The organism is Schlesneria paludicola DSM 18645, assembly GCF_000255655.1.
In the GTDB taxonomy this organism is placed as follows: Bacteria; Planctomycetota; Planctomycetia; order Planctomycetales; family Planctomycetaceae; genus Schlesneria; species Schlesneria paludicola.
In genome coordinates this window covers 121,318-135,582 of record NZ_JH636438.1, presented here as the reverse complement: position 1 = coordinate 135,582, position 14,265 = coordinate 121,318, and the positions used below count along the sequence as shown (strand labels likewise).

Below are 14,265 nucleotides of genomic sequence, written 5' to 3'. Positions count from 1 at the left end.
AATCGAGTGCGGTCGACATCACCTGATTCGCCTGTCAGCTTCGAATTTGATGCCGGATGTGCGAAACAAGCGATCGCGGCGACTTCTCGATTTCCTCAAGAAATCATGTGATATCCTGAGATTCCACAATCTCCCAAACGAATCTCAACCACCACGATTAGGGGAGCCAAGAGCCGCCGCCTGAAATACAGAAGCCGTTCTGTGATGTTCCACAGACTGCCTTTCGGGTCCCCGAAACGGGTGCCTGCAATCGTCCCCACGCCGCATCGTCAGGCGCATTGATTGCCATGCCCGATCTGCGTCAACGAGTCGGGCGACTGCAGAATTGTTCCGCCCCCACCTTGCGGGTTGGCAAAGGCAGCTTAAGCATGATTTCCCCGTCAACGCATATTGAACGCAAAACGATCGTCGTCGTCGGCAATGGCATGGTCGGCCATCGCTTCTGCGAAAACATGATCGAACGTGATCAACAACGCCGCTATCACCTGGTGACGTTCTGCGAAGAACCACGCGCCGCGTATGATCGTGTTGGCTTGAGCAAATACTTCATCCATCGCGATGTGCAGCAGCTGATGCTGGCCGATCCCGAATGGTACGCCCAGAATCAAATCGAACTTCACATTGGTGATCGTGTCGATCGCATCGACCGATTCAACCAGACGGTTCACTCGCGGCTTGGCCGCACCCTGCACTACGATCTGCTGGTCCTCGCGACGGGTTCATCGCCCTTCGTGCCGCCGACACCGGGTGTCGACTTACCCGGCTGCTTTGTTTATCGCACCATCGAAGATCTCGATGGCATGCTCGCCTGGGCGCCGACCGCCCGAAGTGCCGCCGTCATCGGCGGCGGATTGCTCGGCCTGGAAGCGGCCAAAGCCGTCCTGGACATGGGCTTGGAATCGCACGTCATCGAATTCGCACCGCGTTTGATGCCAAGGCAGCTGGACGAACGTGGGTCGCAGATCCTGGTCAACAAAATCGAATCACAAGGAACCCGCGTCCATCTTAACAAAAGCACGCGAAAGATCGTGGGTGATGATCGCGTGACGGGGATGGAATTCGCCGATGGACAGAAGTTGGACGTCGAGATGGTGGTCGTGTCGGCAGGAATTCGTCCCCGCGATGAACTGGCACGCGATTGTGGTCTCGATCTGGGTCCCCGTGGCGGTGTTGTCGTGAATGACTGGTTGCTGACCAGCGATCCCCAGATCCACGCGATCGGAGAAGTGGCGCTGCATCGCGGGATGATCTACGGACTTGTCGCCCCCGGTTACGAAATGGCCGATGTCCTCGCTGCGAATCTCACCGGCGACCAGCGTGAGTTTCACGGTGCGGATCTTTCGACCAAGCTCAAACTGATGGGCGTCGACGTCGCATCATTCGGTCAATATGAAGCGGACGCCGATGTCGCCAAATCCCTGACATTCGAAGACCCGGTCGCAGGTGTTTACAAGAAGCTTTTAGTGACCTCCGACGGCCGCCATCTGCTCGGCGGTATGCTGGTCGGAGACGCCAGTGATTTTACAAGACTGCTTTCACTGAGCCGAAGCGGCAAGCCACTGCCGGGCCGCCCCGCCGACCTATTGACGGGGGGATCCGCAACGGCACCTGCAGCCGCCGAGCTTGCAGACGACTGCCAGATCTGCTCGTGCAATAACGTTACGAAAGGGGCTGTCTGCCAGGCCATTCGCGGTGGGATTTCGAACCTGAACGAGCTGAAAAAGTGTACGAAAGCCGGAACGGGTTGTGGCGGCTGCGTGCCACTGGTCTTGGATCTTTTGAATCAGGAACTGCTGACCGCAGGGCACGTCGTCGATCGTTCGCTGTGCGAACATTTTCCATTCAGCCGTCAGGATCTTTTTCAGATCGCCAAAGTGAAACGGATTCGAACATTCGCGCAGCTCTTGTCGAGTCATGGCCAGGGCGCCGGATGCGAAATCTGCAAGCCGACGATCGCGTCGATTCTGGCCAGTTTGTGGAATGAGCAAATCCTTGAACCAAAACATGCGACGCTGCAAGACACCAACGACCGCTTTCTCGCCAATATCCAACGCGGTGGGCTGTATTCGGTGGTCCCGCGAGTCCCTGGCGGAGAGATCACGCCAGATAAACTGATTGCATTGGGAACCGTCGCGAAGAAATATGGCCTGTACACCAAGATCACCGGTGGTCAGCGCGTGGATCTGTTCGGCGCACCTGTCCATGAACTACCAAGTATCTGGGGCGACCTGATCGACGCGGGATTCGAAAGCGGCCACGCCTACGGCAAGTCCTTGCGAACGGTCAAAAGTTGCGTCGGAACAACCTGGTGTCGCTATGGAGTGGGCGATTCGGTCGGCTTCGCGATTCGCATCGAAAACCGCTACAAGGGCCTTCGCTCACCGCACAAATTAAAGGGGGCCGTCTCCGGCTGCACACGCGAATGTGCCGAGGCTCAATCCAAAGATTTTGGCCTGATCGCAACCGAGCGTGGATATAACCTCTACGTGTGTGGAAACGGCGGCACGAAGCCACGCCATGCCGATCTGCTGGTGGGCGACGTCGATGAAGACACCTGCTTGAAGTACATCGACCGTTTTCTGATGTACTACGTCACGACCGCCGATCGACTCACGCGTACCTCGGTCTGGCTCGGAAAGCTGGATGGAGGAATCGAACACCTGCGCAAGGTCATCGTCCACGACAAACTGGGAATCGCGGCCGATCTCGAAGAGATGATGCAGCGGGTGGTCGACACCTATGCGTGCGAGTGGAAAGAGGTCGTCAATGACCCCGAAAAACGCCGGTTCTTCCAGCAGTTCGTCAATTCGAAGCAGACCGAACCGGATATCGAAATTGTTTCAGAACGAGGGCAGTCACGACCGGCCGACTGGAACAGCGATTCCATTCCGCTCACCCAACTCACTCTCCCGGACGGCAGTCAATACTCACCATCAAAAGAAGAACACACCTGGGTCCGTGTCGGCAAGGTGACCGATTTTCCCGAAGATGGCGGCAGCACGATCCGATACGGATACGCCCAGATCGCAGTCTTCAATTTCCGCAGTCGCGGTGAATGGTATGCGACAACCAACATGTGCCCGCACAAGCGGGAATTTGTCCTGTCTCGCGGAATTCTCGGCGACAGTCAAGGCGAACCGAAGGTCGCGTGTCCGCTCCACAAGAAAACATTTTCGCTGAAGACCGGCTCGTGCCTGACGGGTGACACCTGTTCGATTGCCACTTACCCCGTCAAGATCGATGGTGACGATGTCCTATTGTGGTTACCGCCCCCCGGGCGTCTGGCCGTGGCTCCTGCTGTCGAGCAGCGCCGATGCGAAGGAATCACGGCATGACTCCCGCAAGCCTGCCCATCGACACACAGTCCACCAGTGGTCTGTCACTGATCGATACGCTCCTCCAGGATCAGCAAGAGCTGACGGCCGTCGACGAGTTCGCCCGAACCTCTGGGTCGGGCGGCCGTCCATTTCAATCCAAGTACTATCAGCGATTGCTGCCATCAAGTCCTCCCGCACCGGGCGAGCAATATGCGTTTGAAGTGGATCTTGATCGCTGCTCGGGCTGCAAAGCATGCGTCACGGCCTGCCATTCTCTGAACGGCCTGGACGAACAAGAAACCTGGCGCGATGTCGGATTGCTAGTGGGGGGCACGGCGGCCTTACCCGTCCTGCAACACGTCACGGCCGCCTGTCACCATTGCCTGCAGCCAGCCTGCATGGAAGTCTGCCCAACACTGGCGTATGAGAAAGACGCCAGAACCGGAATTGTTAAACATCTCGATGATCAATGCTTTGGCTGTCAGTACTGTGTGCTGGCCTGTCCGTACGACGTGCCGAAGTATCATGCGGGGAAGGGAATCGTCCGCAAATGCGATATGTGCTCACAACGGCTGTCGGCTGGTGAAGCCCCCGCGTGCGTTCAAGCCTGTCCTCACGAAGCGATCCGGATCAGTGTCGTCTCACAGGCGGATGTCGCAGCCGATTGCGAAGCCACCAACTTCCTTCCGGCCGCACCTGATCCACAGCTCACTCAACCCACGACCATCTACAAGACTCGACAGGTCTTTCCGCGAAACATGGTTCCCGCAGATTACTACGCGGCACGGATCGAGGAAGCCCACCCTCCATTGATCGTCATGCTGGTTCTCACGCAGTTGTCCGTTGGTGCATATTATGTGAATGCGTGGCTGGCGAATCGTTATGAAACGAACGCATTTGCCGATGTTCGCGGCTGGCAATCGCTCATCGCACTGGGCTTTGGCATGCTGGCCTTGGGATCATCCACGCTGCATCTGGGTCGACCGCACCTGGCATGGCGCGCGTTCCTCGGTTTACGCAAGTCGTGGTTGAGCCGTGAAATCGTCGCCTTCGGCGCATTTGCCGCCGCCGCGGCGGTCTATTCCTCGGGAGAGTTCCTGGGAGGCGAACACCTCATTGCCGATTCGTCCTGGCGATTGGTTCGAGCCAGTGTCCTCGCCGGTGGACTGGCCGGCGTGTTGTGTTCGGTGATGATCTATTACCGAACGCGGCGGCCGACCTGGGGTGGAACACGGACGCTGTTCCGATTCATCGGGACCAGCATCTGGCTCGGACTCGCAGCCATGTTGTTTGCCTCAATGATTGCAGCGGTCATGCACCCGGAACTCTCCGTCAGTGCCGTCATGCGGGATCTGTTTGGCCGCCTGTACCGTCCGCTCGTCGCGTCGGCACTGGTCAAGCTGACATACGAAGCCTGCGATCTGCTGCATCTGCTCGATCGCCATCAGACGCCGCTCAAACGGATGGCACAGCTCATGACGCGGGAACTCGCCGGGATGACGACCGTCCGATTTGCGATCGGCGCGCTGGGTGGCGTCATTCTGCCCAGCCTCTTGATGATCGATGCCGAACAGACTTCTGCGGTGAAATGGTTTGCAACCGTGACCGCGATCTTCGCGATGTCAGTCTGCGGCGAACTGCTCGAACGGACGCTGTTCTTCATGACCGCGGTTGCGCCACGTATGCCAGGAGCCGTCCGCACATGAACTGGCTCGACCTGCGAAATCTGATTCGGGCACACGACGGCCCGATGACGCGTGAACTCCTGCAACGCCCCGGCGACTTTGGACTCGCACGGCTTCCCGAGTCAATCACGCCGACCGCAACGACCAACCTCGTGTGTGGCTTTTGCTCGACAGGTTGCTCTCTTACTGCCCATTTGCAGGCGGATGGTCCGGTTGGTCTGTCACCGACCACCGAGTACCCCGTCAATTTGGGAATGGCCTGTCCCAAAGGCTGGGAAGCCTTGACGGTACTCAACAGTCCCGATCGCGCCACGACGCCACTGCTGAAGAACTCCCGCGGAAAGTTCGAACAAATTAACTGGCCGACCGCCACTCGAACATTCGCCGAGCGATGGATGCGAATTCGTGATCGCTATGGGCCCGAAGCGATGGCCTGGCTGGGTACAGGACAGATCGCGACTGAGGAAATGGCGTTCCTGGGAGCCCTCGGCAAATTCGGGATGGGCATGTTGCACGGGGATGGAAATACGCGGCAATGCATGGCGACCGCGGTCGTCGCCTACAAGCAATCGTTCGGCTTCGATGCCCCGCCATACACCTACGCCGACTTCGAAGAATCGGACGTGATCGTGTTAGTAGGAGCCAATTTGTGCATCGCACACCCCATCCTATGGGAACGTGTGATGCGCAATCGCCGCCAGCCACAAATCGTGGTCATCGATCCTCGACGAACCGAAACGGCCATGGCAGCGACCATGCACCTGGCGATCAAGCCCAAAAGCGACCTGCCCCTGTTCTACGGAATCGCACACATCCTGTTCGAACGTGGCTGGATCGATGCCGACTATTTGAAACAACACACGTCCGGCGCCGAGGAATTTCGGAAACATGTTGCCAGTTACACTCCGGAATTCGTCGCAAACGTCACGGGAATCCTTCCGGAAAGACTGGAAGAATTTGCCCAATTGGTCCACACCCGAAAACGAGTGTCGTTCTGGTGGACGATGGGCATCAATCAGTCGTACGAAGGGGTGCGAGCGGCTCAAAGTTTGATCAATCTGGCCTTGATGACGGGGAACATCGGCCGACCGGGCACTGGGGCCAATTCGATCACAGGCCAGTGCAACGCGATGGGATCACGGCTATTCAGTAACACGACAGGTCTGTTTGCGGGTCGCGAATTCACAGACCCTGCCCATCGGAACGAAGTCTCGCAAATCCTCGAGATTCCGCTAGAACGAATTCCCGACAAAAACAGCTTCAGCTACCACGAAATCCTGAAGGGAATCCTGGACGGCAAGATCAAAGGGCTGTGGGTCATAGCCACCAATCCGGCCCATTCGTGGATCAATCAGGACCAGGCGAAAGATATTCTCAGCCGACTCGAGTTTCTGGTCGTGCAAGACATGTACACCTCCACGGAAACGGCACAGCTCGCCGATCTGATGCTGCCCGCAGCGGCGTGGGGAGAAAAGTCCGGAACGCTGATCAACTCAGAACGCCGCATCGGCACCATCAAACAGATCGCGCGGGCACCCGGACAGGCCCTTTCGGACTTTCGCATCTTCCAATTGATCGCCCAGGCGTGCGGCGTGGGATCGATGTTTCGCCAATGGTCTTCACCCGCGGCCGTGTTCCAGCTTCTCAAGCAACTCAGCAAGGATCGGCCCTGCGATTTCAGCGGCATCGAAGACGAATCTCACCTGGATCGATCGGGTGGCATTCAGTGGCCCTTTCCCCCGCTTCAAGCCGACAGTGCACTCACAGACAGTGCAGAGCGATCGCAGATCACAATGCCAGTCGCTGGAATCACTCAAGAGAGGCGTCTGTTCGCAGATGGAAAATTCTTTCATGCCGATGGCCGCGCGAAGCTGCGATTCGAAGCCTCTCGCCCCATGCCCGAGCCGCCGAATGACGACTTTCCGCTGATCCTGCTAACAGGTCGCGGCACGGCCGTTCAATGGCACACCCAAACACGGACGGCGAAATCCGCCGTCCTGCAGAAACTCTCGCCGCGAAACATCTATGTCGAGATCAATCCCGCCGACGCTCGAAGGCTGGGTGTACAACCGCAGCAGACGGTGCTCGTGGAATCACGACGCGCCAGCATCAGAGCGACCGCCTTTCTGACGCAGTCCGTTCCCCCCGGTCAAATCTTTTTGCCGATGCACTATGCCGAGGTTAATCGCCTGACCGACGCGGTGTTCGATCCCTATTCAAAACAACCTTCGTACAAAGCGTGCGCGGTCAGACTTCGTCTGCCGTCGTGACAGTTGGCCATCGGCGCTCGCATGGCCCATTGTTGAATTTCCCCTCGTTTCCTCGACGATCGAAAGGTCACTCGATGTCTGTTGTCGATGTCACTCGTCCTGTCGCCGCCCCGGCCCAGCGCCTGCAAATCTTTCGGTTCGACACCGTTCCGATGCGCGCCTTCCATCTGTCATGGCTCGCGTTCTTCCTGTGTTTTTTCTCCTGGTTTGGACTCGCCCCGCTGATGCCCGTGATCCGCGAAGAGTTGGGACTCACCAAACAACAGGTGGGATGGTGCATCATCGGTTCCGTCAGCATGACCGTTGTGTTTCGGATTCTCGTCGGATGGTTGTGCGACCGATTCGGTCCACGCCTGACGTACACCTGGCTGCTAGTGCTGGGTGCGATTCCCGTCATGGCGGTGGGGCTCGCAACGGACTTCGCAACGTTCCTAATTGGACGAATTCTGATTGGAGCGATCGGCGCCTCGTTCGTCGTGACGCAATACCACACCTCGCGGATGTTCGCCTCGAGTTGCGTAGGAACAGCAAACGCAACGGCCGCAGGCTGGGGCAATCTGGGAGGCGGCGTGACTCAACTTGGAATGCCGCTGTTGTTCGCGTTGATCACCGGCACGGGCATTTCGGCGGCCGCGGGGTGGCGTTTGTGCATGGTCTGCGCGGGTGTGGTCTGCGCCTTCACGGGAGTCCTCTATTGGTGGTTGACTCAGGATACACCCGAAGGCAATTTCGCCGATCTCAGACGAGCAGGGCTTTTGCCCTCTGCAGGAAAGAAGTCGACATTAATGGCCGCGGCCCGCGACCTTCGCGTCTGGGCGCTCGCGATCCTCTACGCCTGTTGTTTCGGACTCGAGCTGACAATCGACAACGTCGCCGTCCTGTACTTCACCGACTACTTTCAGATGGACATGTATTCGGCAGGATCGATTGCCGCAGGCTTCGGAATGATGAACCTGTTCGCGCGAGCCCTGGGGGGCCTGGTCAGCGATCGCTGGGCCAAGGCAACCGGCCTGACCGGTCGGGCACAATGGCTGCTTCTGACAATCCTGGGTGAAGGACTGATGCTGCTGATCTTTTCGCAAACAAAACAGATCGGACCAGCCGTGGCGATGCTGTTGCTTGTGGGATTGTTCGTCAAGATGTCGAATGGCGCCGTCTATGCCATCGTACCATTCATCAATCGCCCGGCACTCGGTTCCGTCGCAGGACTGGTCGGCGCCGGAGGAAACATCGGTGCGGTCGCGGCCGGATTTTTGTTTCAATCGATGATCCCCTGGCCAACCGCGTTCTGGCTGCTGGGGCTCGTTGTGCTCTCGTGTGCCTCGTTCGCGTTGCTCACGGCGTCGTCCGCAGCCGAGGTCGCCGATCACCTCACGAGTCCGGCATTTCCACCACAGAATCTGACAATCGAATCGACCTGAAATATTGAAGTCGACGATCGCTGCAGCGCTCCGGCAGCTATTCGCAACGATCCCCTTCGTGCCGACAATTCGCATCCGGCACACACGAGGGTTCGAATCGACGCACGGCTGTGCTACCATCCATCGGATCTAATCAATCAGGATTCTCGGTCGTTGCTCGCGAGACCAAACGGATTGCGGTGTCATTGGAAAATCGAGACAGTGGATTTTCGATCGACGATTTTCTGGTGACACCCTCGGTGGATGACGCAGGGAAGGGGATTTGTGACAGCGAAATCAGCAACGGCGGTGGCCGCGACCACAGGCTCAACACGTGGTCAAAGTCAATGGGCATTAATCTGGCGCGCGTTCTGCAAACGACGAATGGCGGTCTGTGCGGCGGTCGTGATCCTGGTTCTCATCACGACCAGCGTCTTTGCACCGATCCTCGCCAATGCGGCTCCCCTGTATTACTTCGGCTATAACCGATTCGAATATCAGGAAGCCGGGCGGACCCTGCGCGCCACGATCACACAACTGATCGAGTCACGAACCAGCGATCAATCCAAAATCGACGCCCAGAGATTGCTCAAGACGCTGCCCATTCAAATCGGCATCATGGCCGATGCAATCGCCCCCGATAAAGCGGCTCCGCTGCGGACGATCGGCCAGGACTTGCTTTCGGCCGCAGTCATTCCCGATCAGGCCAAATCGATCGAAGAATTAAAACGACTGCAACGAGACCTGCGCGCCAATTTTGACGCCAAAGATTTGACGCTGGTTTCAAAATCCCACTTCCCCGTCTTTCAATCGCTGAACGGACTCGAAGTCTTTTTCCTGTGCGCCAACATTCTGTTCCTGCTGCTGCCGGTCTGGAAGAGGTTGTTGCGAGTTCTGTTCTCGGCCGATCACGAAGACCGCCGCAAGTGGGGCCTGGTCGTCATCCTGATTGTGATTCCAACGCTTGCCGGTGGCCTGCGTTGGTGGATGGTTCCTTCGCGAGTAGATCGGACCGACTACAAAAATGGCGTCTTTGCCGCCGACAGCACGGCCGACCGCGCACCAGTTGTCTACGAATCCGTAACATGGCCACTGATCGTTTACAGCCTTGATGAATACGATCTTTCTGGAAAATCGGCGGCCCCCGCCTGGTATCCCGCGGCGTGGTGCCCCACCGGAAAAGACGCCGCATCCATGAAACCGACATCCACCTGGAGCGGGCCGCACTGGCTGGGAACCGATGAAGCCGGCCGCGACGTGCTTTGTCGGATCATTTGGGGCGGTCGCGTCAGCCTGTCAGTGGGGCTGGTCGCTGTGGCGATCTACGTCGCGATCGGAATCGTGGTCGGTGCGATTGCGGGTTACTTCCGCGGCGTCCCAGACCTGGTGATCTCGCGACTGATCGAAGTCATGATCTGCTTCCCGACGTTCTTTCTCATCCTGACCATCGTGGCATTTTTCGGCCCGAGCATCATGAATATCATGGTGATTATCGGATTGACCGGCTGGACGGGGATCGCCCGGTTGGTGCGAGGTGAATTCCTGCGCCTGGTCGATCAGGAATTCGTGCTCGCGGGGCGCGCCCTTGGATATTCACCAATTCGGATCATCTTCCGACATGTCTTACCCAATGCCATGGCGCCTGTTCTGGTGTCCGCGACATTCGGAATCGCAGGTGCGATCCTGACCGAAAGCGCGCTGTCCTTTCTGGGACTGGGAATTTCGAAACCGACACCCTCATGGGGCGGACTTTTGGCCGACGGCCGTGAAGCCTTGTTGCATGCACCTTGGCTGATTCATTTCCCGGGCTTAGCCATCTTCATCACGATTACGGCGTATAACCTGATGGGCGAAGCACTTCGAGATGCTTCCGACCCTCGCCTGCGCGGCTCTCGCTGATCAATTCAGATAGCCAGGCTAACTGCACCAGCCGCGCCCGACACACTTCTCGCAAATTTCCCAAAATTCTCAACCACTCCAATTTGACGCACTGCAATCTCGAACTAGGTTTCGAATGTTCACATGAGCCGACAGTCGTTCCAACCGTCGGCTTCATGTGAACACCGACGAAAGTCGGTTCACCCAGGGGTGCAGAGAGGCTTCGTGGTCGCTGCAGTGTAGCTACGACTGAGCGGACTTCTCAGATTGATAGATCGCTTGGGTTCCTGGTGCGGGATTCGGGCCGTGTGTTGAAAGAGGGAAACGATGAACAAGTTCATGACCAGCGTTAAGAATTTTCTCGTCTCGGAAGATGGGCCAACCGCCGTTGAATACGCGGTGATGCTCGCCCTGATCATCGTCGTCTGTATCGGTACGGTCTCGACGATCGGTACGAAGGCCAATGCCAAGTTCCTGTCGGCCGCCAACGCCCTGTGATTGATGAGTGAAATTAGGGGAAACAGGCACCTTTCGAATCATCCCGGTGGTTTGACGGAGCCCGCCCCCCCCGCGATTTCAACAATCGTCATTCAGGCGCATCGAGCCGCCTTGGAGTCCCGCGACCCGGTCGTCATTTTGCGACCGGGTTGCTTCGCTGACCTCGCCCTGGCTTTGAATCTGCCGTTTGCCACGGTTTCTTGAAGCAGTCGCACACGTCGAAATGACTCTGAGATTTCGCTTCAACACCCGCGGATTGATCGAAGGTTGAACATGCTTCCTATTTGGTTTGATTTGTCTAGTAGCCAGCTTCTCCAATGGGCCCCCGCTGCACTTGTGCTGCTGGTGGGGATGGTGAACCTGGCCACCGGACAGCAACGTGGATGCTGAAAACCGATCGCATGCTGGCGGGAGCTGGAAGCTCCGTCGACGCCGCCCCTCAACTGCTTTACGAAAGGTGATTGGACATGGATTGGCTGCAAGTTTTGTTGGTTCACTGGGACATCACACTCGTCTCAGCCGTTTTGATTTTTGCCGCCTATATCGATGGGAAACAGCTTAAGGTTCCCAACTGGATTACGTTTCCGATGGTCCTGACGGGCCTGGCCTATCACACGCTCGCCAATGGCTGGTCGGGTTGCAGTGCCAGCCTGGCAGGAATTGGCTGCGGATTGCTGTGTCTGTTGCCGCTGTACGCGATCGGTGGAATGGGAGCCGGCGATGTGAAACTGATGGCGGGAATTGGCGCCTGGCTGGGTGCCGCGACGACCTGGAATTCGTTCCTGGTGACGGTGATCGTCGGTGCTCTGATGGCCATGGTGATGGTGGCGTGGAGCGGACGGATTCAGCACCACGTGACCCAATTCTTCCACATTGCGTTCGAAATCATGACGATCCGCGATCCGAACAAGCTGTTCGCCATCGCCAAAGAGCGCAAACCTACGATGTCTCTGCTGCCCTACGGCATTCCGATCTGTGTCGGATCGCTGATGTACTTCGCATACGCCGTCGGCAATGGATTGATATAAACTACTTCTCAAACAGCACTTACAAAATCGTCACCCCGTCCATTACTTGGGCGAGGGTGACGATTGCGTTTCCGCAAACGTCCAACCGCCAGAAACACAATTTTCTGGCAGGATGTTCCTGCGAACTCACTAGCAAAGCACGCAGCGCCCAGCTATATTCTTTATCCCTCCAGCGAACCCGTGGCACGGCTGGGAAGTTTGTTTTAACGCCGCGGTCAGACAACTATGTGGTCTTGATTCAATGCCGAACACTGACAGTGCCAAACGCGCTTTACGAAAAATGGAACGCCGCCGCGTGAAGAACCGACATGAGCGGTCAGCTTTGCGAACCTCGGTGAAGAAAGTTCGTACGACGGCTGCCTCCGTTTCGACGGGTGCTGCAAAGGTCGAAGACGCCAAGGCCGTGCTGCAGTTGGCAATCAAGAAGATCGATCAATCCGCTGCCAAGCACTTGATCCACGCGAACAAAGCCTCGCGAGACAAGTCACGCTTGATGAAGCTGATCAACAAGCTGTCGGCTCCTGCGGTCGCACCAGAAGCCAAGTAGTTCACCGCTCCAAAAACGGCTGAACCTCAGACACAGAAAAAGGGCTCCCTTCCAAAAAGGGCGGCCCTTTTTCTTTTTCGATCATGCTTACTTCCCCCTCTGCGTCTCCGTGCCTCTGCGTCTCACCCCTACCAATGTGCACCCGAAGTACGCGAAACGTACAAGTGGGCCCGGTGGGGGTGAGAGAGACACGGAGACAAAGAGAGAAGATAGACGGCAAGTCAGATGAAGCGCGGGTGCCCTAGATGCCGTATGACAGCACCCAGAGGACGCCGAAGACCGCGGCCATGAAGCCGACGATTTGCACGAACAACCAGACGGCGCGACGCAGAATGCGGTCCGGCAGCTCAAATCGACTGGCACTGTAAACCAGGCTGACAACCATCGCCAACGGCAGGATGTACCACGTCAGATTGGCCGTCTGTGCCAGTAACGGCATATTATGGCCGACAAGCAATTGTGTTGCGAGAATCATCACACCCAATACTCACGTAGAGGTAGCCGCACTGTTGAGAGCCGCAGACTTGGCAGCGGCCGTGGCATTCGCTTCGTCATCGGCAGGCGGCGGCGACCACGCTTCGTCGCCGAATCCATATGCAGGCCCCTGCACGCAATCCCAAATCGCCAGCACGTTCAGCAACCCGGCGATCCAGGTGAACACCAACGCCAGTTCGTGCAATTTTCCCAGGCGACCAGTAACTTCCTGCAATTGATCCATGTCAGGCGGAACCCCATACCCGTCCATGATTGAACGCGGAATGGTTCCGGTGATCATCTTCCCTGCGCCAGGGCCAGAATCGCGATCGCCCACAACCCCGCACTTCAAGATCCGGCGGAAACCGGCTCCAATCGGCCTCTCAAGAAAGAACCCGCCGGCCAGTGGCAATTCGATCGCTTGACCGTCCAGAGTACCAGTAAATGTGCCTCGAGTTTCCGTGCCATACTCGCCCTTTTCGGGCTTAAAATTGACTTTTCCTTCGAGCTTGCCACCCTGAGTATCGTTATCGACCGCCGTCAGCCGCCCCGAAAACGACGCCGTCATTGGCTGAGCCAATTGCCGTAGCGAATGATTTTCCTCGCGTGCGGCTCGCTTCGGCTGCCAGAGCCCCGGATAAGCCACGGCACCAGCCCCCAGTTGGGCGGCGTAGTGCAACGTAATCCGGCGAGACCCCTTGTCCGGCAGATTGTAAACCACCACGCCTTCGCCCAGCTTAACCCCCCACAGGAACAAGCCGAGAATTCCAAACAGGTAGATACACCCCTTGACGGTCCGCCCCTGATAGAGATGCCCCAATCCAGGCACAAGAACCGCAAGAATCAGCGCCACGACGACGCTTCGCTCTTCCCAAAGTTTGCGATGTGCTGCAGGAGGATCAGTCGGCATGCGGCGGCTTTCGAGGCAACTCAAAGGGTGAACCGCAATGCGCGACTCACGAAGTCAATCCGGCGTCGAGACGAAACGCGTTCGGCAACCGGGACATCACGTCGCGTAGACGGTCGAGAATTGTAGCACAGGAATCATTTCAGCGACTAGGGAGCTTCAAAGCCTGAATTGACACGTCGAGGAACCTTCCGCAAGCAGATCACTGAGCCTGCGAGCCTTGTTCAAGAACCTGTCAGTACAGGGTGGATGTGCCACTAG

General features: G+C 57.5%; 10 protein-coding genes. 8 read left to right on the top strand and 2 right to left on the bottom strand.

From position 1 onward, the window contains the following. Positions 1-368 precede the first annotated feature (368 nt). The 8 genes from nirB (at position 369) to rpsT (ending at position 12,623) form a co-directional block, all read left to right on the top strand. Complete coding sequence (nirB, locus tag OSO_RS0140440) at positions 369-3,335, top strand: nitrite reductase large subunit NirB (RefSeq protein ID WP_040594087.1); 2,967 nt, start codon at positions 369-371, stop codon at positions 3,333-3,335. Next, complete coding sequence (locus OSO_RS0140435; RefSeq protein WP_010588386.1) at positions 3,332-5,023, top strand: DmsC/YnfH family molybdoenzyme membrane anchor subunit; 1,692 nt, start codon at positions 3,332-3,334, stop codon at positions 5,021-5,023. The genes nirB and OSO_RS0140435 overlap by 4 nt, the downstream gene beginning before the upstream one ends. Continuing rightward, positions 5,020-7,272: a molybdopterin oxidoreductase family protein gene (locus OSO_RS0140430; protein ID WP_010588385.1), complete on the top strand. Its 2,253-nt coding sequence runs from the start codon at positions 5,020-5,022 to the stop codon at positions 7,270-7,272. Before OSO_RS0140435 ends, OSO_RS0140430 begins: the two co-directional genes overlap by 4 nt. 74 nt (positions 7,273-7,346) lie before the next feature. Then, positions 7,347-8,693, top strand: a complete 1,347-nt coding sequence (locus OSO_RS0140425; protein ID WP_010588384.1) for an MFS transporter — start codon at positions 7,347-7,349, stop codon at positions 8,691-8,693. Positions 8,694-8,957: 264 nt separating this feature from the next. Then, positions 8,958-10,571: an ABC transporter permease gene (locus OSO_RS49260; protein WP_162130592.1), complete on the top strand. Its 1,614-nt coding sequence runs from the start codon at positions 8,958-8,960 to the stop codon at positions 10,569-10,571. A 306-nt stretch (positions 10,572-10,877) separates the two neighbouring features. Then, positions 10,878-11,048 (top strand): Flp family type IVb pilin, encoded by a 171-nt coding sequence (locus tag OSO_RS0140410; protein ID WP_010588381.1) that lies wholly within the window; start codon positions 10,878-10,880, stop codon positions 11,046-11,048. Positions 11,049-11,515: 467 nt separating this feature from the next. Beyond that, on the top strand, positions 11,516-12,076 hold the full coding sequence (locus OSO_RS0140400; RefSeq protein WP_010588379.1) for an A24 family peptidase: 561 nt from the start codon (positions 11,516-11,518) through the stop codon (positions 12,074-12,076). A gap of 241 nt (positions 12,077-12,317) precedes the next feature. Beyond that, positions 12,318-12,623, top strand: a complete 306-nt coding sequence (rpsT, locus tag OSO_RS0140395; protein WP_029247983.1) for a 30S ribosomal protein S20 — start codon at positions 12,318-12,320, stop codon at positions 12,621-12,623. 241 nt (positions 12,624-12,864) lie between these two features. On the opposite strand, the gene OSO_RS0140390 is transcribed toward rpsT, so the two are convergent. Both OSO_RS0140390 and OSO_RS49255 read right to left on the bottom strand, forming a co-directional pair. Further along, positions 12,865-13,098, bottom strand: a complete 234-nt coding sequence (locus OSO_RS0140390; RefSeq protein WP_010588377.1) for a hypothetical protein — start codon at positions 13,096-13,098, stop codon at positions 12,865-12,867. 12 nt (positions 13,099-13,110) lie between these two features. After that, positions 13,111-14,007: a DUF6677 family protein gene (locus OSO_RS49255; RefSeq protein WP_010588376.1), complete on the bottom strand. Its 897-nt coding sequence runs from the start codon at positions 14,005-14,007 to the stop codon at positions 13,111-13,113. Positions 14,008-14,265 lie beyond the last annotated feature (258 nt).

Excerpts from the sequence above, each read along its gene's own strand:
- rpsT (WP_029247983.1), top strand. The coding sequence starts at position 12,318 with ATGCCGAACACTGACAGTGCCAAACGCGCTTTACGAAAAATGGAACGC.
- OSO_RS0140410 (WP_010588381.1), top strand. The coding sequence starts at position 10,878 with ATGAACAAGTTCATGACCAGCGTTAAGAATTTTCTCGTCTCGGAAGAT.
- OSO_RS0140430 (WP_010588385.1), top strand. The coding sequence starts at position 5,020 with ATGAACTGGCTCGACCTGCGAAATCTGATTCGGGCACACGACGGCCCG.
- OSO_RS0140425 (WP_010588384.1), top strand. The coding sequence starts at position 7,347 with ATGTCTGTTGTCGATGTCACTCGTCCTGTCGCCGCCCCGGCCCAGCGC.
- OSO_RS0140400 (WP_010588379.1), top strand. The coding sequence starts at position 11,516 with ATGGATTGGCTGCAAGTTTTGTTGGTTCACTGGGACATCACACTCGTC.
- nirB (WP_040594087.1), top strand. The coding sequence starts at position 369 with ATGATTTCCCCGTCAACGCATATTGAACGCAAAACGATCGTCGTCGTC.
- OSO_RS0140435 (WP_010588386.1), top strand. The coding sequence starts at position 3,332 with ATGACTCCCGCAAGCCTGCCCATCGACACACAGTCCACCAGTGGTCTG.
- OSO_RS49255 (WP_010588376.1), bottom strand. The coding sequence starts at position 14,007 with ATGCCGACTGATCCTCCTGCAGCACATCGCAAACTTTGGGAAGAGCGA.
- OSO_RS0140390 (WP_010588377.1), bottom strand. The coding sequence starts at position 13,098 with ATGATTCTCGCAACACAATTGCTTGTCGGCCATAATATGCCGTTACTG.